Below are 19,586 nucleotides of genomic sequence, written 5' to 3'. Positions count from 1 at the left end.
ACCGCCGCGTCACCCAACGTGAAGATATGCACTCCGACCAGCCGCACCGCCCCCTCCCTCCCCTCGCCCCCTCAGCCCCCGGGCGTCCCGACGACCCGGCCGCCTCCGCACCGCCCCCGACCGACGCCCCCGCCCCGGATGCTCCCGCCCTCCCCGCGCCCCGCACCCCCGGTGGACCGGCGCCGGCCCCCGTCCCCGGGACACGCGGCGCCCTCGTCCTGACCAACCCGACCGACATCATCGCCACCCTGCCCTACCTGGTGGGCACGCCGCCCGATCCCGGGATCGTCATCCTCGCGATGCGGGGCAAGGGCGTGTACTCCGCCTTCCGGGGCGACCTGGACCGGCTGGACGCGACCGGTGATCCGCTGGAGCGCGCCGCCGTCCCCGTCGCGACGGCCGTCTCCGAGGGCTGCAACGCCCTGGTGGTCGTGGCCTACGGACCTCCCGAACGGGTCACCCCCTACGTCGACAGGCTCCTGTCCGCCGCCCGCGGGCACGCCCTGACCGTCCTGGACGCCCTCCGGGTCACGGACGGCCGGTACTGGTCCTACACCTGCGGGCGGACCGGCTGCTGCCCGGCCGAGGGAACCGTCGTCAACGTGGACGGCTCCACCGTCCCGGCCGACGCGGTCCTGCACGGGCTCGTCCCCGCGCAGCCCCTCCACGCCACGGTGGAGGACACCGCGCGGATCCGGGCCCTCCTGGAACCCGTGGGCGGTGAGGAGCGGACCGCGATGGACGTGCTCGCCGGGGAGGCGGAGGCGCGCGCCCGGCGGATGCTGGAACGGGGCATGCGCGGCGCCCTGACCGACCGGGGCCTGCCCGCCGCCCTGGCGGCCGTGCGGGCCGAGCGGGCGGGCCAAGGGGTCACCGACCGGGAGGAGCTGGCCTGGCTGGGGGTCTACCTCGCCCAGACCCGCGTGCGCGACGAGGTGTGGGCGCGCATCACCGCCGAGGCCGCGCCCGCGCACCAGGCGCTGTGGAGCCGGGTCGCCCGCCACCTGCCCCGGCGCCAGCGGGCGGCGCCCGCCTCGCTGCTGGCGGTCGCGGCGTGGCAGCGCGGTGACAGGCCGCTGGCCGCGGCGGCCCTGGACGTCGCCCTGACCGCCGACCCCGGATACTCCATGGCGCTGCTGATGAGCCGTGCGCTGGCCTGGGGACTGCCGGTGGAGCGGTGGCGGGAGTTCGCTCCCCGCTGGCTGCGGGAGAGGAGCGAGTACCCCGAGGAGTGAGCGGTCGCCGCCGCGCCGGCCCGGGCGGTTCGAGCCCGCGCCCGGGCCGGTTCCCGCCCGCCCGCGTGATGGCGGGGGCATTGGCCCCGACACCCTAGGCTGGGACCATGCCGGAGTACATCTACACCATGAACAACGTGCGCAAGGCGCACGGCGACAAGGTCGTCCTGGACAACGTTTCGGGGTCGTTCCTGCCCGGAGCCAAGATCGGCGTCGTGGGCCCCAACGGTGCGGGTAAGTCGACGCTTCTGAAGATCATGGCCGGCATCGAGCAGCCGTCCAACGGCGAGGCGAGGCTCATGCCCGGTTTCACCGTGGGCCTGCTCGCGCAGGAACCCCACCTCGACCCGGACAAGACCGTCCTGGAGAACGTCGAGGACGGCGTCGCCGAGACCAAGACGATGCTCGCCCGCTTCAACGAGATCGCCGAGCAGATGGCGACGGACTACTCCGACGACCTGCTCGAGGAGATGGGCAAGCTCCAGGAGCAGCTCGACCACCGGGGTGCCTGGGACCTCGACAGCCAGCTGGAGCAGGCGATGGACGCGCTGCGCTGCCCGTCCGGCGACGCCTCCGTCACCCAGCTCTCCGGTGGTGAGAAGCGCCGCGTCGCCCTGTGCAAGCTGCTGCTCGAACAGCCCGACCTGCTGCTGCTCGACGAGCCCACCAACCACCTGGACGCCGAGAGTGTGAACTGGCTGGAGCAGCACCTGGCCAAGTACCCCGGCACCATCATCGCGATCACACACGACAGGTACTTCCTCGACCACGTCGCCACCTGGATCCTGGAGCTAGACCGCGGCCAGTTCTACCCCTACGAGGGAAACTACTCCACCTACCTGGAGACCAAGCAGACCCGTCTGAAGGTCGAGGGGCAAAAGGACGCCAAGAAGGCCAAGCGCCTCAAGGACGAGCTGGAGTGGGTCCGCTCCAACGCCAAGGCCCGCCAGACCAAGAGCAAGTCCCGCCTCCAGCGCTACGAGGAGATGGCGGCCGAGGCCGACAAGACCCGCAAGCTGGACTTCGAGGAGATCCAGATCCCGCCGGGCCCGCGCCTGGGCAACACCGTGGTCGAGGTCAAGAACCTCACCAAGGGGTTCGACGACCGCGTGCTCATCGAGAACCTCAGCTTCTCGCTGCCGCCGAACGGCATCGTCGGTGTCATCGGCCCCAACGGTGTCGGCAAGACGACGCTGTTCAAGATGATCGTCGGTGAGGAGACCCCCGACGAGGGCACCATCAACGTCGGCGACACCGTCGAGATCTCCTACGTCGACCAGTACCGGAGCCGTATCGCGGACGACAAGAACGTCTGGGAGACCATCTCCGACGGCGAGACCTTCATCGAGGTCGGCAAGGTCGAGATCCCCAGCCGTGCCTACGTGGCCGCGTTCGGCTTCAAGGGCTCCGACCAGCAAAAGCCCTCCGGCGTGCTCTCCGGCGGTGAGCGCAACCGCGTGAACCTGGCGCTCACCCTCAAGCAGGGCGGCAACCTGCTGCTCCTGGACGAGCCCACCAACGACCTGGACGTGGAGACCCTCGGCTCGCTGGAGAACGCGCTGCTGGACTTCCCCGGCTGCGCCGTGATCACCTCCCACGACCGCTGGTTCCTCGACCGCGTCGCCACGCACATCCTGGCCTGGGAGGGCGACGCCTCCTGGTTCTGGTTCGAGGGAAACTTCGAGTCCTACGAGAAGAACAAGATCGAGCGCCTGGGGCCCGACGCCGCGCGCCCGCACGCGGTCACCCACCGCAAGCTGACCCGCGACTAGCCGCTCCGCCCACCCGTCGCCCACCATCGCCCACCGGGGCGCTGCGCGCGGCGGGTGGGCTACCGCCCTCAACGGTGCCTGCGGCGCTGTCTTCTTGCGTCGCCCACCATCGCCCACCGGGGCGCTGCGCGCGGCGGGTGGGCTACCGCCCTCAACGGTGCCTGCGGCGCTGTCTCCTTGTGTCGCCCACCGGGGCGCTGCGCGCGGGTGCGGAGAACGAGCGCTGTACGCCCGGAGGCCGCCGGTCTACCGTCCCGGCATGGCCCTTCTCAGCGTGCCCTACCACCTCGACGAGCTCCTGCCCGACTTTCGCGTCCCGACGCGTGACGCGTCGGAGACACTGGTCGAGGAGCTGCCCGACGGGGACGTGTGGAGCCGGACGGCGCACCTGCACGGGGCCGTGGCCGAACGCGTCGCCGACCACGTCCGCGGGGGCCGGCGCCCGGTGGTCCTCTCCGGCGACTGCATGGTGGCGCTCGGCACGGCCGCCGGAGTGCAGCGGGCGGGCCTCGATCCCGCCGTCGTGTGGTTCGACGCGCACGGCGACGTCCAGACCATGGAGACGAGCACCTCGGGGTACGTGGGCGGCATCCCGCTGCGGGTCCTGGCCGGCTACCGCCCCGACCCGGCGGTCGACCGGCTCGGGCTCGCGGTCGTTCCCGAGGAGCGGGTCCTGCTCGTCGACGGGCGCGACCTGGACCCTCCGGAGGAGGAGTACCTGCGCGGTGCGGCCGTCCGGCGGAGCACGGTCGCCGGTGTCGGTCCGGACACGCTCCCGGACGGCCCCCTGCTGCTGCACGTGGACCTGGACGTCATCGACCCCGGGGACGTGCCCGGGTTCCTGTTCCCGACCCCCGGCGGGCCCGGTGCCGGCGCCGTGGTCGAGGCCGTCCGCCGGGTGACGGACACGGGGCGGGTGGTGGCGCTGAGCGTCGGCTGTACGTGGAGTCCCGCGGGTGACGACGACCCGGACGGCGTCCGCGGGCGGCTTCTCGACGACCTGCTGGGCGCTCGGCCGTGACGGGACGGGAGACCGCCCCGCGATCCTCGGGGGCGACCCGCGAACGTGGCATACCCTGGTGGCGATGACTTCCGCGCGCGATCACCAGCAGAGCGCGGGCGACGAGCCCGTGCGTATGACGTTCTACGAGGCAGTGGGTGGTGAGGAGACCTTCACCCGCCTGGTCCGCCGCTTCTACGAGGGCGTGGCCGAGGACCCCGTGCTCCGGCCCATGTACCCCGAGGAGGACCTCGGCCCGGCCGAGGAGCGCCTGCGCCTGTTCCTCATCCAGTACTGGGGCGGTCCGCGGACCTACAACGAGCAGCGGGGGCACCCCCGGCTGCGGATGCGGCACGTCCCCTTCCGCATCGGCACCACCGAGCGTGACCTGTGGCTCAAGCACATGCGCGCCGCGGTCGACTCCCTCGACCTGCACGAGGTGCTGGAGCGGCAGCTGTGGGAGTACATGGTCATGGCCGCGCACAGCATGGTGAACGTCCCCGAGGAGACCTCCGCTCCGGAGGTGGCCAACCCGACGCGGATGTCGGTGTCCGCCACCGATGACGGGGAGGACGGGGACGACGACGGCGAGGCCGTCACCATCTCCCTGAAGTGAGAGCGGGGCCGCGGAGCCCCGAGCGCCTCAGGCGTAGTCGGCGAGGAAGGCGCGCTCGGTGGCGTTGAGCCGCCGGGCGCTCTGCGTCGGCACGTCGAAGCCGACCAGTACCGTCTTCGCCCGCAGGTACACCCTGGTGTCGTCCAGGATCTCGTAGGCCAGGGTGAAGCTGGCGTTGCGCACCTCGGTCACCCACAGTTCCACGCGCACCGGCTCCGACCTCGGCAGCAGCGGCGCCACGTAGTCGGCCTCCTGGCGGGCCACGACCATCGCGCCGAAGACCTCGTCGCCCTCGACGGCGCCCTCGTAGCGCAGGAACGAGATCCGGGCGTCCTCCAGGTAGGTCAGCATCCGCACGTTGTTGACGTGGTGCTGCGGGTCGAGATCGGCGTAGCGGACCTGGGCGAGGTGCACGTGCCGTCGGGGCGTCGTCCGGGTACCGACGGCTCCGGCCTCGGTCTGTGTCACGTCCGGGATCCTCTCCGCTGCTCTCCTGGGGGGTGGTACGCCCTCAATTGTCTCAACACTCCCCAGGAGAACAGGCTGCGCCCCCGGCCCGACACCTGTGTCGTTGCTCTCCCACCAGGGCCGGAGGCGGGCGTCAGCCCACGGAGAGCCCCAGGTAGTGGGCGAGGAAGGCCAGCTGCTCGGCGTTGAGGGCCACGCTGCGGCTCACCGACCGCGAGCTGTGGCCCACCTCGGACTCCCGGCGCAGCAGGATCGGCCGCTCCTCCAGCGGAGCCGACGTGGCGTGCTGCATCCACGCGCACAGCTTGCGCGCGTGCAGCGGGTCCACGCGGGTGTCGTTGTCGAACACGGTGAACAGCGTCGCCGGGTAGCGGGTGCCCTCGCGCACGTTGTGGTACGGCGAGTAGCCCAGCAGCCACCCCAGCTGCTCGGGGTCGTCGGCGGTGCCGTACTCGACGTTCCACAGCTGGCCCAGCCCGAACCTCTCGTAGCGGACCATGTCCAGCAGCGGGGCCGAGCAGACGGCGGCGGCGAACAGGTCCGGCCGCTGGGTGACCATGGCGCCCACCAGCAGGCCGCCGTTGCTGCCGCCCATGACGGACAGGTGCTCGGTGTCGGTCACGCCGGTGGAGACCAGGTGCTCGGCCGCCGCCGCGCAGTCGTCGAAGACGTTCTGCTTGTCGGCGAGCATCCCCGCCCGGTGCCACTCCTCGCCCTCCTCCAGGCCGCCGCGCAGGTTGGCGACGGCGTACACGCCGCCCGCGCGGACCCAGGCCAGCGCCACCGCCGAGTAGGCGGGGGTGAGGGAGATCCGGAAGCCCCCGTACCCGTACAGGATGGTCGGCCGCGGCCCCTCGGAGGGGGCCTCGGGCGAGACCACCAGCATGCGCACGGGAGTGCCGTCCCCGGAGGTGTAGGTGACCTGCTCCACGTTCACCCCGGGCAGGTCGATGTCGCCGGGGGCGTCGGCCCACAGCGACACCTCGCCCGAGAGCGCGTCGTAGTGGTACACCGACGACGGGTGGGTGTTGTCGGTGTAGCCGAACCACGCCTCGTGCCCGCCCTCGGGGCGTTCGACGAGGCCTCCGATGGTGCCCAGGCCCGGCATGTCCAGCCCGCCCAGGTGCTCGCCGCCGGTCAGGTCGTGCCGGGCGACCTCGCTGATCGCGTGGCGGCTGCGGGCCACCAGCAGTTCGGGCCGCTCCATCCGGGGACCGTCCAGGATCGCGTACCCCTCCAGGACCGCCTCGGGGTCCTCGGGGACCAGGGTGGTCCAGTTCTCGTACCCGGGGGCGGCGGGGTCGGCCACGCACAGGCGCCCGCGGGGGGCCTCCCTGTCGGTGAACAGGTACAGGCGACCGTCCCGGCCCACGTGCGGGTGCAGGGCGGCGTCCACGCCCTCCTGGACCGGCACCAGGCGGGGCGCGTCCAGGCCGCCGTCGGACAGGTCGGCGATCCAGGCGTCGGTGGCCGCTGAGGTCCCCCGGTTGGCGAGCAGGACGAGCCAGTGCCCGTCACGGCTCACGACGGGGGTGAAGTACTCGGTCTTGTCACGGCCCTGTCCGAAGACCAGGGTGTCCTGGTCGGTGGGGGTGCCCAACCGGTGCAGGTAGACCCGCCGGTGGTAGCTCTCCTCGCCCTCGGGGACCTCCTCCGGGGGCAGGCGCCGTACGTAGTAGAAGGCGGAGGAGTCCGGCAGCCACGCGATGGGGCTGTAGCGGGCCCGGTCGATGGGCCCGTCCACCACGTCGCCGCTGTCGACGTCCACGATCCGGAGCACGGACTCCTCGTCGCCGCCCTCGGACAACTGGTAGGCGAGCAGGCGGCCGGAGTGGTCGGGCCTCCAGGCGTCCAGGGTGGTCAGGCCCTCCGGGTCGAGCGCTCCCGGGTCCACCAGGACGCGCTCGGGGCCCCCGCCGTCCTGGACGTAGAGCACGCCGTGCTCCTGTTCGGCGGTACGCCGGACGAAGAAGCGGCGGTCGCCCCGCCACACGGGCGCGCCGACGCTTCCGGCGCCCAGCAGGGAGCGCACCTGGCCGGCGAACCAGTCACGTGCCCCGAACCGCGAGGAGACCTCGGCGTACAGGGCGTCCTCCGAGGTCGCCCATTCCTTGGTCTGCGCCGACTCGTCATCCTCCAACCACCGGTAGGGGTCACCGACCGTGTGGCCGTGCAGGTTCTCGTTGATGTCCAGCCGTGCGGCCGGGGGGTAGCGGAGTTCACGCATGCTTCGCACTCTATCCACCGCTATCCACCCCGGTGTGTCCGGCGCGGCGGCAGGGTGAAATCGGGGCCGACCGACGCACAATGGGACCTCGGAAAGGGAATGGCACGCGGTTTCTGGGCGGCCCGGCGAAAATTGGGGTGGCGCCGGGGCGGTCCGACCACGCAAACTGAATGCGGGACGCAACTCGGCGGGACCACCGGGAGGTCCGTGTGGCAAGGCGTACGGAACCACCGATCCTCGGATCGGTGCACAGGGAGGTCTCCTGGCTGGCCGAACGGCTGGCCGGGGAAGAGACACAGCCGTCTCAGACGACGGCTGGAGCGGCACGATGAGCGCCCGAGGCAGCCGGGAGGGTGGCACAGGAACCGCCCGCCGCCACGTGCTGCTGCTCAACGCCAGCTTCGAACCACTGACGACACTGCCCCTGCGCAGGGCGATTCTCCTCGTCCTGAGGGAGAAGGCGGAGGTCGTCCACCAGGATGACGCCGGCGCGATACTGCACTCGGCGACGCGTGCCTACGACGTGCCGTCGGTCATCCGGCTCCGGCGCTACATCAGCGTCCCGTACAGCCGCAGGGTGCCCCTCACCAGGGTGGCGCTCATGCGTCGGGACAGACACACCTGCGGTTACTGCGGGAAGAAGGCCGAGACCATCGACCACGTCATCCCGCGCAGCCGCGGAGGCGCGCACGTGTGGGAGAACGTGGTGGCCGCGTGCAAGCCGTGCAACCACCGCAAGGCCGACAAGTTCCTGGACGAACTCGGCTGGGAACTGCACGTCACCCCCAAGGTGCCCAAGGGTCCCCACTGGCGTCTGATCAACGGAGACCTCCACGGCGACCCCCAGTGGGAGCCGTACATGGCCCATCTGGTGGCATGATCCGGCGGGACCGGAACCGGGCGTCCCACCCGGTCCCCGCGGTTCACCCCTCCGCCCTCCGGTGCGTTCCTCCGGAGGGCGGCCGTATTCTGACGGCATGCCCAGATACGACTTCCGCTGCCGCGAGTGCGGCGACACCTTCGAGCTCTCCCGTCCGATGGCCCGGGCCGGGGATCCGGCGTCCTGCCCGCAGGGACACGACGACACGGTCCGACTGCTGTCCACCGTGGCGGTGGGCGGCCGGGCGCCCGCACCGGCGCCCTCCGGCGGAGGGTGCTGCGGAGGCGGCTGCTGCTCCTAGAGGACGCGGGCGGCCCCGGCCGGGGCCGCCCCCGCTCCCTACCTCTCGATCTGGGACACGTCGCGCGCCGCGCCGGTGGAGGCCGAGGTCGCCATGGCCGCGTAGGCGCGCAGCGCCGCCGTCACCGGACGCTGGCGGTCGCGCGGCTGGAACCGGCCGAGCTCCTTGAGCAGGCGCTCGCGGCGGGTGCTCAGCTCGTCATCGGAGACCTCCAACGCGATGCGCCGGTTCGGGATGTCGATGCTGACGACGTCCCCGTCCTCCACCAGGGCGATGTCCCCGCCCGCGGCGGCCTCGGGGGAGGCGTGGCCGATGGACAGCCCCGACGTGCCGCCGGAGAAGCGGCCGTCGGTGATGAGCGCGCAGGCCTTGCCCAGGCCGCGGCCCTTGAGGAAGCTCGTCGGGTACAGCATCTCCTGCATGCCCGGACCGCCCTTGGGGCCCTCGTAGCGGATGACCACCACGTCACCGGGTTCGATCCTCTTGTTGAGGATGCCGTCGACGGCCTCCTCCTGCGACTCGAAGACCTTGGCGGGACCGGAGAAGGTCCACAGCTCCTCCTCCACGCCCGCGGTCTTGACGATCGCGCCGTCCGGGGCGAGGTTGCCGAAGAGCACCGCCAGCCCGCCGTCCTTGGTGTAGGCGTGGGGGACCGAGCGGATGCAGCCCTTCTCCCGGTCGGTGTCCAGGGTGTCCCAGCGCGTGCTCTGCGAGTACGCCTTGGTCGTGCGCCTGCCGCCGGGAGCGGCGTGGAACAGCTCCACCGCCTCGGGCAGGACGGTGTCGGAGGTGATGTCCCAGGCGGCGATGAACTCGCCGAGCGTCTTGCCGTGCACCGTGGGCAGGGAGACGTCCAGCAGCCCGCCGCGGGCCAGCTCGCCCAGGATGGCGGGGATGCCGCCCGCCCGGTGCACGTCCTCGATGTGGTACTTCTCGGTGTTCGGCGCGACCTTGCACAGGCACGGCACGCGGCGGGAGACCTCGTCGATCTCGGGCAGGCCGAAGCCGACGCCCGCCTCGGTGGCGGCGGCCAGCAGGTGCAGGATCGTGTTGGTGGAGCCGCCCATGGCCACGTCCAGGGCCATGGCGTTGCCGAAGGCCGAGGGGGTGGCGATGGACAGCGGCAGGACGGACTCGTCGTCGTCCTCGTAGTAGCGCTTCGCGGCCTCCACGACCAGGCGTCCGGCGTCCTCGTACAGGGCGCGGCGGGCGGTGTGGGTGGCCAGCACGGTGCCGTTGCCGGGCAGGGCCAGGCCGATCGCCTCAGTGAGGCAGTTCATCGAGTTGGCGGTGAACATGCCCGAGCAGGAGCCGCAGGTGGGGCAGGCGGCCTCCTCCATCTCGTCCAGCTCCGCCTGGGAGACGCTCTCGTCGGCCGCGGCGATCATGGGGTTGATCAGGTCCAGTTTGCGGACGGTGGTGGCGGTGCCGTCGACCACCGTGACCTTGCCCGCCTCCATGGGGCCCCCGGAGACGAACACCGTGGGGATGTTCAGGCGCAGCGCGGCCAGCAGCATGCCGGGGGTGATCTTGTCGCAGTTGGACACGCACACCAGGGCGTCGGCGCAGTGCGCGTTGACCATGTACTCCAACGAGTCGGCGATCAGCTCGCGGCTGGGCAGCGAGTAGAGCATGCCGCCGTGGCCCATGGCGATGCCGTCGTCCACGGCGATGGAGTTGAACTCGCGGGGGACCCCGCCCGCCTGGCGGATCGCGCCGGCGACCACCTCGGCCACCTCCCGCAGGTGGACGTGGCCGGGGACGAACTCGGTGAAGCTGTTGGCCACGGCCACGATGGGCTTGCCGAAGTCCTCGCGCTCCACGCCGGTGGCGCGCATGAGGGCGCGCGCGCCTGCCATGTTCCTGCCGTGGGTGACGGTGCGTGAGCGTAGGGCTGGCATGGGGCGGACTCCCATTCGTTACGGGTGTTTCCCCTCGATGGTAGTCCTTCGGCGCACTGTTGTGGTCTCGGAGTGGAAGACGGGGGATCCGGATCGTGAGACGTCCCCGGTGGGGGCGCGGGTCGGCGCCGTGCCGGGACGTGGCGGCGGCCCCGCGGGGCGTGCCGGCGCACGGGTCGTGGCCGGTGTACGGAGAAAGGCCCGGGTGCCACGGCGCTGTGGTCGGTCCCGGGCCCGCACTGTGTCGGAAGGGGGTCAGTGCCTGGGGAGCAGTACCTTCTGCGCGGCCTGGTAGATCTCCTCGATCTCGGTGTCGGTAAGGCGGTCGCGGCCGCTGCGCAGCCACTTGCGGACCTTGGTCCCGGTGATGATGTCCACACCCCGCAGCCGGTGGCTGTCCCAGGGCATGCCGGGGCCGTAGATGGCCAGCGACGCGCGCACCTTGATCTCGCGGCCGAGCTCCTTGCTGATCAGCTCCTCCGCCCGTTTGGCCTCCTCCAGGGCCTCGTCGATCCGCTCGTTCTTGCTGAACCGCCCGTGGTAGAGCTTCTCCAGCTTGTTGCGCAGCGGCAGGCGCTTGTCCCACGACTCGGAGTCGATCGCGAACGCGCCGCGACGACCCACGATGAAGTGGTCGATCTGACCGTTGCCGCCGGGCACGGCACGGGCGTGCAGGACCCGGTAGCCGAGCTGCTTCATCACCTTGAGCTGGGCCTCGGTCTTGCGCTGGGCGGCCGAGGGCTTGCGCCACCGGGGGATCTCCGACTCACGCCGCGAGGAGTACACCATGAGTCCGACCAGGGTGATGATCCCGAAGGTCACACCGATCCGCCACTCGGTCGTGAGCACGCCGGTCACGAGGGCGGCCACGGCCGCGACGCTTCCGCGCAGGAGCCATCTGCGGGCGGTCTGGTTGTCCCGCAGCGCGCCGTAGACCGCCTTCCCGCCCGAGATCTCCTTGTCGTTGTTCTTGTTGGGGAAAAAGAGGGTTTCGGGGCTTTGCTGATCCGAGCCCTCGGACGATGGGGTATGGCCGTTCACTCTGGTTGCCGATTCCACGTCGGACACGTTAGTTCGATCCATATCCGAGTCCTAGTGCATTACTTCTCACACTTTTCTTCCCTTGTGTCTCGGCTCACATGCGTGTTCGGTGTGCCGGGACAGGGAATGGTTACTGTTTGGTCAGCTTCTCTAGAGAAGGTCCTCCCGTCTCCGTGGTGCCCGGTGGGGTTCCCGCTAACCTGCATCGGTATGACCCAGATCCATGACCTTCCGGCTCACCGCCTCCTGGCGATGGTCCGCAGTCGTGAACTGTCCCCTACTGAGATCACTGAGCACTGTCTGAGCCGGATCGAACGATATGACCACCGTTATGGTGCGTACATTACGGTCACTCCAGAAAAGGCGCTTGAACAAGCCCGTTACGCGGAGAAACGGGTCATGGGTGACACGCCCGACTCCCTGCCGCCCCTGCTCGGCCTCCCCGTGCCGATCAAGGACCTCGAACCCGTCGCCGGGGTCCGGCTCACCCAGGGGTCCCGGGTCTTCCGCGACGCCGTGGCCCCGATCGACTCCGACATGGTCGCCCGGCTGCGCGAGGCGGGCGCGGTCCTGCCCGGGAAGACCAACACCCCCGAGTTCGGATCGAGCTGCTACACCGAGAACGGTGTCGCCCCGCCCACCCGCAACCCCTGGAACACCGACCTGTCCCCGGGCGGCTCCAGCGGGGGCGCCGCGGCGGCCGTCGCCGCCGGGCTCGCCCCCGTCGCCCACGGCAGCGACGGCGGAGGCTCCATCCGCATCCCCGCCGGCGTGTGCGGGCTCTTCGGCCTCAAGCCCACCCGCGGCCGGATCTCCGGTGCGCCCCTCAAACCCGACCTCGCCGGGCTGTCCACCTCCGGCCCCCTCAGCCGCGACGTCCGCGACGCCGCCCTCCTCCTGGACGCCATGACCCTCTCCCGGCCGGGCGATCACTTCACCGCGCCACCCCTGCCGCCAGGCGAGAGCTTCACCGGCCACGTGGACCGCGAGCCCGGACGCCTGCGCATCGGGTGCTACGCCACCACGGGCTCCGCCGGCATCCCCGTCCACCCCGACGTCCTGGCCGCCCACGAGGAGACCGTCCGCCTGCTGGGCGACCTCGGCCATGAGGTGGAGGAGGTCCCCGAGCCGGGGGACGCCCACTTCGGCGGCACCTTCATGGAGGACTTCCAGGTCCTCTGGGCCGCGATGGCCTCGGCCGCCCCCGTCGACCCCTCCCGGGAGACCGAGCTCGACCCCCTCAACCAGTGGCTGCGCGAACGCGCACGGGCCACCCCCGTCCCCGACTACATCGCGGCCTGCGCCCGCCTCCAGCGCGGCGTGCGCTCCATGGTCGCCGCGACCGGTCCCCTCGACGCCGTGCTCTCGCCCACGCTGGCCACGCCCCCGGTCCCGATCGGCCACTTCACCGGCGGCGGCCCGGAGGAGGAGTTCCGGCGGATGACCGGGTTCACACCGTTCACCTCGGTCTACAACGTCTCGGGCCAGCCCTCGGTCAGCGTCCCCCTGCACTGGTCGCCCGGGGGACTGCCCGTCGGCGTGATGCTCACCGGACGCATGGGCGGGGAGGGCACCCTGCTGTCACTGTCCGCGCAGCTGGAACGCGCCCGCCCGTGGGCCCACCGGGTGCCTCCCGGCTGGAATGGCTGAACCCGGGGACGCGCGGACGGCCGCCGCGAACGCACGGGGCGGGAGGCCCGCCGGCGGCGGCGGAGCGCCGCGCGAGGGCAGGACGGAGCCGGCCGGGGAAGCGGTCTAGCGGAGCTCGTCGAGCGCCCCGGCGCCGTGTACCGGCGGGACCCGCGGCGCGTCCCTCCCAGTGCCCGGGACGTCCGCGGCCTCGGGCGCTCGGGGGGCCTCGGAGCGCGGTTCGGGCACGAACAGGCTCAGCAGCGCCGCCACCAGCACCAGGGCCGTGGCGCTCAGCACGCCGCCCGCGATCCCCATGAGGTCGACCAGCGCGCCGGTCAGCGGACCGGCCACCGCACCGCCGGTGCCCATCGCGGTGGACATCCATCCGAACGCCTCGGCCCGCCGCCGCGCGGGGGCCAGGTCGCCCATGCGGCCCATCACCGCGGCCAGGGTCGGCGCCAGCGCCATCCCGGAGACGAAGAGCAGGGGGGTGATCAGCAGCGGTGTCGGCAGATGCGTGACGGGCGGCACGAACGGCACCAGGACCGCCACGCCCAGCGCCGATCCGAAACAGCGCCGCACCAGGTGCGGGCGGCCGCGCAGCCCGCCCGCGATCGCGCCGCCCACCAGCGACCCCAGAGCCCACACCGACGCCAGCACCATCACGTAGTGCGGGGCGTCGAGCTCGTTGGCCCACGCCACGATGACCAGGTCCATCCCCATGACCCCGCTGACCATCAGCAGGCACATGAGGAAGAGCACCACCAGCGCGGGATGGAGCAGCAGGCTCCGGCGGGGGCCCGCCTCCCCGCCGTCGGCGCCGTCCGCGTCGTCGGTCGGCGCGGGCCCGGTCACCCCGGCCCGGCGCAGGGCGCGGGCGAAACCGAGCGCGCCGAGCAGCGCCAGCACCGAGAGCATGAGCAGCGCCCAGCGCGGCCCGGCGAGGGCCACCACGCCGGCGGTCAGGATGGGGGAGAAGACGAACAGGAGCTCCTGGGTGGTGGCCTCGGCCGCGTAGATCGCCTGCCGCTCCGCGCCGTGTGTCAGCCGCGGCCACAGCGCGCGCACGACCTGGTTCGCGGGGGTGCCGAACAACCCGGTGACCAGAGCCAGCGGAACCGAGAGCCACCACAGCACCCCGGGAAGCAGAAGCAGTCCCACCAGCCCCACGCTGAACACCACGCCGCACACCAGCACCAGCCGGTCGGTGCCGCCCCGATCGGCCATCCGACCCCGCAGCGGTCCCACCAGGGCCAGGCCCAGGGTGAAGGCGCCCGCGACCAGTCCGGCCAGGGTGTAGGAACCGGTCCACTCCTCGACCAGGAAGGTGACCGCGATCATCAGGCCCGGCATGTAGAAGCGCGCGGTCAGGGACCAGGCCAGCAGGGAGAGGACGTGGGGAACGGCGAAGAGGCGCCGGTAGTTCGCGAGCACAGTCCGATTATGCAGTCGTCAAGGACATGCGGCGATCGGATTAACGACCCGTACAGGACGCCCGCCCGTACGTACCCGGTAGTCCGGCGGCACCGGCTCCCCCGGTCGTTATCGGCCGGTACCTCGGGCACGTTCTGGCCCCACGCCGGTACGGCCTCCGGTGTACGGAGCCCCTGGTAGGGCATGATCGGATTCTGTGAGGGACGTTCAGCTGGCACGGGTGGCAGAGCAGCACGGAGTCGCGACGGCCTACGAGGACTGGCGGGGACGACGGGTCCCGGTCAGCCCCGACACCATCCGCCATGTCCTGGCGGCGCTGGGGGTGGACCCCGCCGCGCCGGACACCGCGGACAGGGGTCCCCTGCCCCCGGCGGTGGTCGTCCGGGAGGGCAAGGCGCCCGACCTCGTACTGCCCGGAGGGTCCCGCAGCGTGGTGGAGACCTCCGACGGCTCCCTGCTGCCCTTCGACCCCGGCCTGCCTCTGGGCGTGCACACCCTGCGCGTCACCGACGGCGGAGCCGAGCACGACGCGCCCCTGCTCGTGGTCCCCGACCGGGTCGAGCCCAGCGCGCTGCGGGACAACCCGCGCCTGTGGGGGATCATGGCGCAGATCTACAGCGTGCGCTCCCGCGCCTCCTGGGGCACCGGCGACCTGCGCGACCTCGCCGAGCTCGCCGACTGGAGCTCGCGCGACTTGGGCGCCGACTTCGCCCTGATCAACCCGGTGCACGCCACCGAGCCGCTGCCCCCCGTGGAGCCCTCGCCCTACCTGCCGGTCAGCCGCCGCTACGCCAGCCCCCTCTACATCCGGGTCGAGGACGTCCCCGAGTACGCCCGCCTCGACCCCGCCCAGCGCGAGGGCATCCAGCGCCTGGCCCGGCCGCTGCGCGAACGCGGCCGCACGGCCGACCTGCTCGACCGCGACTCGGTGTGGAAGGCCAAGCGCGCCGCCCTGGAGGTGCTCTTCGAGGTGCCCCGGGCGCCCGGCAGAGAGGCCGCCCTGCGCACCTACCTGGAACGCGAGGGCCAGCCCCTGGTCGAGTTCGCCACCTGGTCGGCCCTGGCCGAGGAGTACGGCACCGACTACCGGGACTGGCCCGGCCACCTGCGCGACGTCCACGCCCGGGGGGTCGGTGAGGAGGCCCTGCGCCGGTGGTCGGCGGTGGAGTTCCACCGCTGGCTCCAGTGGATCCTCGACGAACAGCTCGCCCAGGCGCAGGCCACCGCCGAGAGCGGGGGGATGGGCGTCGGCATCGTGCACGACCTGGCGATCGGCGTGCAGGCGGGCGGCGCGGACGCGTGGATGTACGGCGGCGCGCTCGTCGCCGGCCTGCACGCGGGCGCGCCCCCGGACGAGTTCAACCGGCGGGGCCAGGACTGGGGACAGCCGCCCTGGCACCCCCGGCGGCTGGCCGAGCTCGGCTACGGCCCGTTCCGCCAGATCCTCTCCCAGGCGCTGCGCCACGCGGGCGGCGTCCGGATCGACCACGTCATGGGCATGTTCCGCCTGTGGTGCGTGCCCGAGGGGGCCTCCGCCGCCGAGGGCACCTACGTCAGGTACGACCACGAGGGCATGGTGGGCACGCTCGCCCTGGCCGCCCACCGCGCGGACGCCGTCGTGGTCGGGGAGGACCTGGGCACGGTGGAGCCGTGGGTGCGCGAGCACCTCGCCGACCGCGGGGTCCTGGGCACGTCCGTACTGTGGTTCGAACAGGACTCCAAGGGAGAGCCGCGCACCCCCGGCCAGTGGCGCGCCGACTGCCTGGCCACGGTCGCCACCCACGACCTGCCGCCGGTGGCCTCGTTCCTGTCCACCGAGCACGTGGAGCTGCGCGACCGGCTGGGGCTGCTCGGCCGACCGGTGGAGGAGGAGCGCGCCGACGCCGAGGCCCGGGTGGAGCGGTGGCGGGAGCTGCTGGTGGAGCTGGGCCTGCTCGACGAGGGCGTCGACCCGGTGACCGACCCCGCCGCCGTGGTGGCGGCCATGCACGCCTACCTGGTGGCCACCCCCGCCCGCATGGTCGGGGTGGCGCTCACCGACGTGGTGGGGGATCGGCGGATGCAGAACCAGCCGGGCACCTGCGACGAGTACCCGAACTGGCGCATCCCGCTCACCAACGGGGAGGGCGAGCCGGTGCTCGTGGACGAACTGCTCGCCGACCCCCGAATGGTGGCGCGCATACGGCGTACCCTCGGCCCGGTCGGCGGGGGACAGGGGCGCACCCTGTGACGTCCTCCCCCTCCTGAGGAAGGGGAGGTGCGTCGGAGGCGGTGCCCCCGGAAGGGCGGCACGGCCCGGGAAGGGCACGGCCGCCCCGCCGCGGAGCGACGGAGCGGCCGTGCCGCATGGGCGTCCGGGTGCGGACTACCCCTGCCGTGCGCCCGCGGCGATGTCGGCGGCGCGGGCGCGCAGGGCGCGCTCCACGCCCGCCCGGCCCTCGATCAGCAGACGGCGCAGCGCCGGCGGCGGGGCGGCCTCGGCGATGTAGGCGTCCGTGCGCTCCAGCGTCTCCTCCTCCACCAGGTGGCCGGGGTAGACCACCTCGGCGAAGGTCTGCGCGAACTCGCCCGTCCACTTCTCCCAGGCCGGGGCCAGCTGCGCGAAGTACTTCTCCATGTAGGGCCGGTACAGCTCGGCCTGGCCCGGCTCGGTGAAGCCCAGCAGCACCGCGCGGAACTCGGCGTTGGCCAGCTCCTCGCCCACGATCCGCTCCCAGGCGGAGGCCTTGGCCTCGGCGGTGGGGATCGCGGCCCGGGCGCCGGCGGCGTGCCGGTGACCGGTCGCGGTGGGGTCCCGCTCCAGCTCGGCGGCGATCTCCGCCTCACCGGCCTTGCCCGCCGCGACCAGGCGGCGCAGCAGCGTCCAGCGCAGGTCGGTGTCCACCGTCAGGCCGTCCACGGTGATCGCGCCGTCCAGCAGGCCCTGCAGCAGGGACAGGTGGGCGTCGGTCACCGCCGAGGCCGCCAGCGCGTTGGCGTAGGCCAGCTGCAGGTCCCCGCCCGGCTCGGCGGCGGTCAGCAGCTCGCGCAGCCGCTCGGAGAGCTGCTCGAAGCCGAACGGGCGCCAGGCCGGGTCGGCGTACATGTGCAGCGCCGAGGTGGCCTGGCGCAGCAGGGTCTGGGCGACCATGACGTCGTCCACGCCGCTGATACCGGAGATGACCAGGGAGACGTAGTCGCGGGCGGCCATCTCGCCGTCGCGGGTCATGTCCCAGGCGGCGCCGAAGGCCAGCGCGCGCGGCAGGGAGTCGCGGATCTCGCCGGCGCCCTCCACCACGGTGCGCAGGGAGCGCTCGTCCAGGCGGACCTTGGTGAAGGTGAGGTCGTCGTCGTTGATCAGCACCAGGTCCGGCCGGGCGCTGCCGACCAGCTCCGGCACCTCGGTGCGCTCGCCGCGCACGTCCAGCTCCACGCGCTCGCGGCGCACGACGCCCTTCTCCGTGCGGTCGTACAGGCCGATCGCCAGACGGTGCGAGCGCAGCGTCGGGTGCTCGGCGGGCGCCTCCTGGAGCACGGAGAAGGAGGTGAGGTTCCCCTCGGCGTCCACCTCGAACTCCGGACGCATCGTGTTGACGCCCGTGGTCTCCAGCCAGTCGCGCGACCAGCCCGACAGGTCGCGGCCGGAGGCGGCCTCCAGGTGCTTGAGCAGGTCCTTGAGCTCGGTGTTGCCGAACGCGTTCTCCTTGAAGTAGGCGCGCACGCCCGCGAAGAACGCGTCCACGCCCACGTAGGCCGCGAGCTGCTTGAGCACCGAGGCGCCCTTGGCGTAGGTGATGCCGTCGAAGTTGACCTCGACCGCCTGGATGTCGACCATGTCGGCGGCGACCGGGTGGGTGGAGGGCAGCTGGTCCTGGCGCAGCGCCCACGCCTTCTCCACGTTGGCGAACGTCGTCCATGCGTCGGTCCACCGGGTGGCGTTGGCCTGGCAGTACACGCTGGCGTAGGTCGCGAACGACTCGTTCAGCCACAGGTCGTCCCACCAGCGCATGGTGACCAGGTCGCCGAACCACATGTGCGCCATCTCGTGCAGGATCGTCTCGGCGCGGCGCTCGTAGCGGGCGTCGGTGACCCGGGAGCGGAAGACGTAGTCCTCCAGGAACGTGACCGCCCCCGCGTTCTCCATGGCCCCCGCGTTGAACTCGGGCACGAACAGCTGGTCGTACTTGCCGAAGGGGTAGCGCAGGTCGAACAGGCCGTGGAAGAAGTCGAAGCCCTGCTTGGTGACCTCGAACAGGGCCTCGGAGTCCAGGTGCTCGGCCAGCGAGGCGCGGCAGTACAGGCCCAGCGGGATGCCGTCGTGCTCGTCGCGCACCACGTGGTAGGGGCCCGCGATCAGCGCGGTGATGTAGGTGGACATCACCGGAGTGGCCGGGAAGTGCCAGCGCACCCGGTCCTCGCCCGCGGCCTCGCGCTCCACGTCCGGGGCGCTGTTGGACACGACCTCCCACGACGGGGGCGCGAACACGGTCAGCTCGAAGGTGGCCTTCAGGTCGGGCTGGTCGAAGCACGCGAACATGCGGTGCGCGTCGGCCGTCTCGAACTGGGTGTACAGGTACACCGACTCGTCGACAGGGTCCACGAACCGGTGCAGGCCCTCGCCGGTGCGCATGTACGCGGCGTCGGCGACGACCGTCAGCTCGTTGCTCCCGGCCACCTCGGGAAGGACGAGGCGCTCGCCGTCGAACAGCTCGGCCGGGTCCAGCTCGGCGCCGTTCAGCGTCGCGGAGAGCACCTTCGGCGCCGCCAGCTCGACGAACGTGCGCGCCCCCGGCTCCGAACTGGAGAAACGGATCACGGTGGTGGACCGGAAGGTCTCGGCACCGGTGGTCAGGTCCAGCTCCACGGCGTAGGAGTCGACGCTGAGAATCCGCGCCCGCTCCCGTGCCTCGTCCCGTGTCAGGTTCCCTGCCACGCCACGCTCCCTCCACGGCCGCCGTCGTCGCCGGCCGGATCGTTGCCGACCACGGCGCGTCCGCCGCCTGGGGTGGAGCGTCGTCGGGGTCGGAGGTCGTCTTCCACTCGGCACGATCCTGCCACGCGCCGCGGCGGAATGCGCAACCGATGGGCGAGGTTGCACCT

Annotated in this window: 14 protein-coding genes; 8 read left to right on the top strand and 6 right to left on the bottom strand. The window is 72.2% G+C overall.

The genetic code is table 11. From position 1 onward, the window contains the following. Window positions 1–26: 26 nt before the first annotated feature. The 4 genes from A6A08_RS06775 to A6A08_RS06760 all read left to right on the top strand — a co-directional run bounded on the left by A6A08_RS06775 (window position 27) and on the right by A6A08_RS06760 (window position 4,623). The gene (locus A6A08_RS06775) at window positions 27–1,235 is read left to right on the top strand and encodes a DUF4192 domain-containing protein (RefSeq protein WP_073701681.1); all 1,209 of its coding nucleotides are present in this window, start codon (window positions 27–29) and stop codon (window positions 1,233–1,235) included. Window positions 1,236–1,342: 107 nt separating this feature from the next. Beyond that, window positions 1,343–3,007 (top strand): energy-dependent translational throttle protein EttA, encoded by a 1,665-nt coding sequence (gene ettA / locus A6A08_RS06770; protein ID WP_073701680.1) that lies wholly within the window; start codon window positions 1,343–1,345, stop codon window positions 3,005–3,007. Between the two features lie 259 nt (window positions 3,008–3,266). After that, entirely contained in the window at window positions 3,267–4,028 is a 762-nt protein-coding gene (locus tag A6A08_RS06765; protein WP_242422149.1) for an arginase family protein, read from the top strand. A gap of 64 nt (window positions 4,029–4,092) precedes the next feature. Continuing rightward, window positions 4,093–4,623 carry a globin gene (locus A6A08_RS06760; protein WP_242422148.1) on the top strand — a complete coding sequence of 177 codons (531 nt, stop codon included), beginning with the start codon at window positions 4,093–4,095 and terminating at the stop codon, window positions 4,621–4,623. 27 nt (window positions 4,624–4,650) lie between these two features. On the opposite strand, the gene A6A08_RS06755 is transcribed toward A6A08_RS06760, so the two are convergent. Beyond that, window positions 4,651–5,091: a thioesterase family protein gene (locus tag A6A08_RS06755; RefSeq protein ID WP_073701678.1), complete on the bottom strand. Its 441-nt coding sequence runs from the start codon at window positions 5,089–5,091 to the stop codon at window positions 4,651–4,653. A gap of 133 nt (window positions 5,092–5,224) precedes the next feature. Further along, window positions 5,225–7,318 carry a prolyl oligopeptidase family protein gene (locus A6A08_RS06750; protein WP_073701677.1) on the bottom strand — a complete coding sequence of 698 codons (2,094 nt, stop codon included), beginning with the start codon at window positions 7,316–7,318 and terminating at the stop codon, window positions 5,225–5,227. Window positions 7,319–7,697: 379 nt separating this feature from the next. Here A6A08_RS06750 and A6A08_RS06745 point away from each other — a divergent pair, with 379 nt between their 5' ends. Further along, window positions 7,698–8,198 (top strand): HNH endonuclease, encoded by a 501-nt coding sequence (locus A6A08_RS06745; RefSeq protein WP_073701676.1) that lies wholly within the window; start codon window positions 7,698–7,700, stop codon window positions 8,196–8,198. A gap of 97 nt (window positions 8,199–8,295) precedes the next feature. Further along, on the top strand, window positions 8,296–8,499 hold the full coding sequence (locus A6A08_RS06740; RefSeq protein WP_073701675.1) for a zinc ribbon domain-containing protein: 204 nt from the start codon (window positions 8,296–8,298) through the stop codon (window positions 8,497–8,499). Between the two features lie 38 nt (window positions 8,500–8,537). Here the strand turns inward: A6A08_RS06740 and ilvD are convergent, their stop codons facing one another. Both ilvD and A6A08_RS06730 read right to left on the bottom strand, forming a co-directional pair. After that, window positions 8,538–10,400 (bottom strand): dihydroxy-acid dehydratase, encoded by a 1,863-nt coding sequence (ilvD, locus tag A6A08_RS06735; RefSeq protein ID WP_073701674.1) that lies wholly within the window; start codon window positions 10,398–10,400, stop codon window positions 8,538–8,540. A gap of 255 nt (window positions 10,401–10,655) precedes the next feature. Further along, the gene (locus A6A08_RS06730; RefSeq protein ID WP_073701673.1) at window positions 10,656–11,441 is read right to left on the bottom strand and encodes a nuclease-related domain-containing protein; all 786 of its coding nucleotides are present in this window, start codon (window positions 11,439–11,441) and stop codon (window positions 10,656–10,658) included. Window positions 11,442–11,651: 210 nt separating this feature from the next. Between A6A08_RS06730 and A6A08_RS06725 the strand changes: the two genes are divergently transcribed. Beyond that, window positions 11,652–13,091 carry an amidase gene (locus tag A6A08_RS06725; RefSeq protein WP_083608911.1) on the top strand — a complete coding sequence of 480 codons (1,440 nt, stop codon included), beginning with the start codon at window positions 11,652–11,654 and terminating at the stop codon, window positions 13,089–13,091. 105 nt (window positions 13,092–13,196) lie between these two features. Here the strand turns inward: A6A08_RS06725 and A6A08_RS06720 are convergent, their stop codons facing one another. After that, window positions 13,197–14,507: an MFS transporter gene (locus A6A08_RS06720; RefSeq protein WP_073701672.1), complete on the bottom strand. Its 1,311-nt coding sequence runs from the start codon at window positions 14,505–14,507 to the stop codon at window positions 13,197–13,199. Window positions 14,508–14,703: 196 nt separating this feature from the next. Here A6A08_RS06720 and malQ point away from each other — a divergent pair, with 196 nt between their 5' ends. Then, window positions 14,704–16,737 (top strand): 4-alpha-glucanotransferase, encoded by a 2,034-nt coding sequence (malQ, locus tag A6A08_RS06715; RefSeq protein WP_073701671.1) that lies wholly within the window; start codon window positions 14,704–14,706, stop codon window positions 16,735–16,737. A gap of 135 nt (window positions 16,738–16,872) precedes the next feature. Here the strand turns inward: malQ and pepN are convergent, their stop codons facing one another. Next, the gene (gene pepN, locus A6A08_RS06710) at window positions 16,873–19,419 is read right to left on the bottom strand and encodes an aminopeptidase N (RefSeq protein WP_073701670.1); all 2,547 of its coding nucleotides are present in this window, start codon (window positions 19,417–19,419) and stop codon (window positions 16,873–16,875) included. Window positions 19,420–19,586: the final 167 nt, after the last annotated feature.

The organism is Nocardiopsis sp. TSRI0078, assembly GCF_001905145.1.
Lineage (GTDB): Bacteria > Actinomycetota > Actinomycetes > Streptosporangiales > Streptosporangiaceae > Nocardiopsis.
This window is presented reverse-complemented; position numbering and strand designations above follow the sequence as displayed.

What these genes read in the sequence shown, in the direction of transcription:
- ilvD (WP_073701674.1), bottom strand. Translation starts at nt 10,400, where the DNA reads ATGCCAGCCCTACGCTCACGCACCGTCACCCACGGCAGGAACATGGCA.
- A6A08_RS06740 (WP_073701675.1), top strand. Translation starts at nt 8,296, where the DNA reads ATGCCCAGATACGACTTCCGCTGCCGCGAGTGCGGCGACACCTTCGAG.
- A6A08_RS06725 (WP_083608911.1), top strand. Translation starts at nt 11,652, where the DNA reads ATGACCCAGATCCATGACCTTCCGGCTCACCGCCTCCTGGCGATGGTC.
- A6A08_RS06750 (WP_073701677.1), bottom strand. Translation starts at nt 7,318, where the DNA reads ATGCGTGAACTCCGCTACCCCCCGGCCGCACGGCTGGACATCAACGAG.
- ettA (WP_073701680.1), top strand. Translation starts at nt 1,343, where the DNA reads ATGCCGGAGTACATCTACACCATGAACAACGTGCGCAAGGCGCACGGC.
- A6A08_RS06765 (WP_242422149.1), top strand. Translation starts at nt 3,267, where the DNA reads ATGGCCCTTCTCAGCGTGCCCTACCACCTCGACGAGCTCCTGCCCGAC.
- A6A08_RS06775 (WP_073701681.1), top strand. Translation starts at nt 27, where the DNA reads ATGCACTCCGACCAGCCGCACCGCCCCCTCCCTCCCCTCGCCCCCTCA.
- A6A08_RS06760 (WP_242422148.1), top strand. Translation starts at nt 4,093, where the DNA reads ATGACTTCCGCGCGCGATCACCAGCAGAGCGCGGGCGACGAGCCCGTG.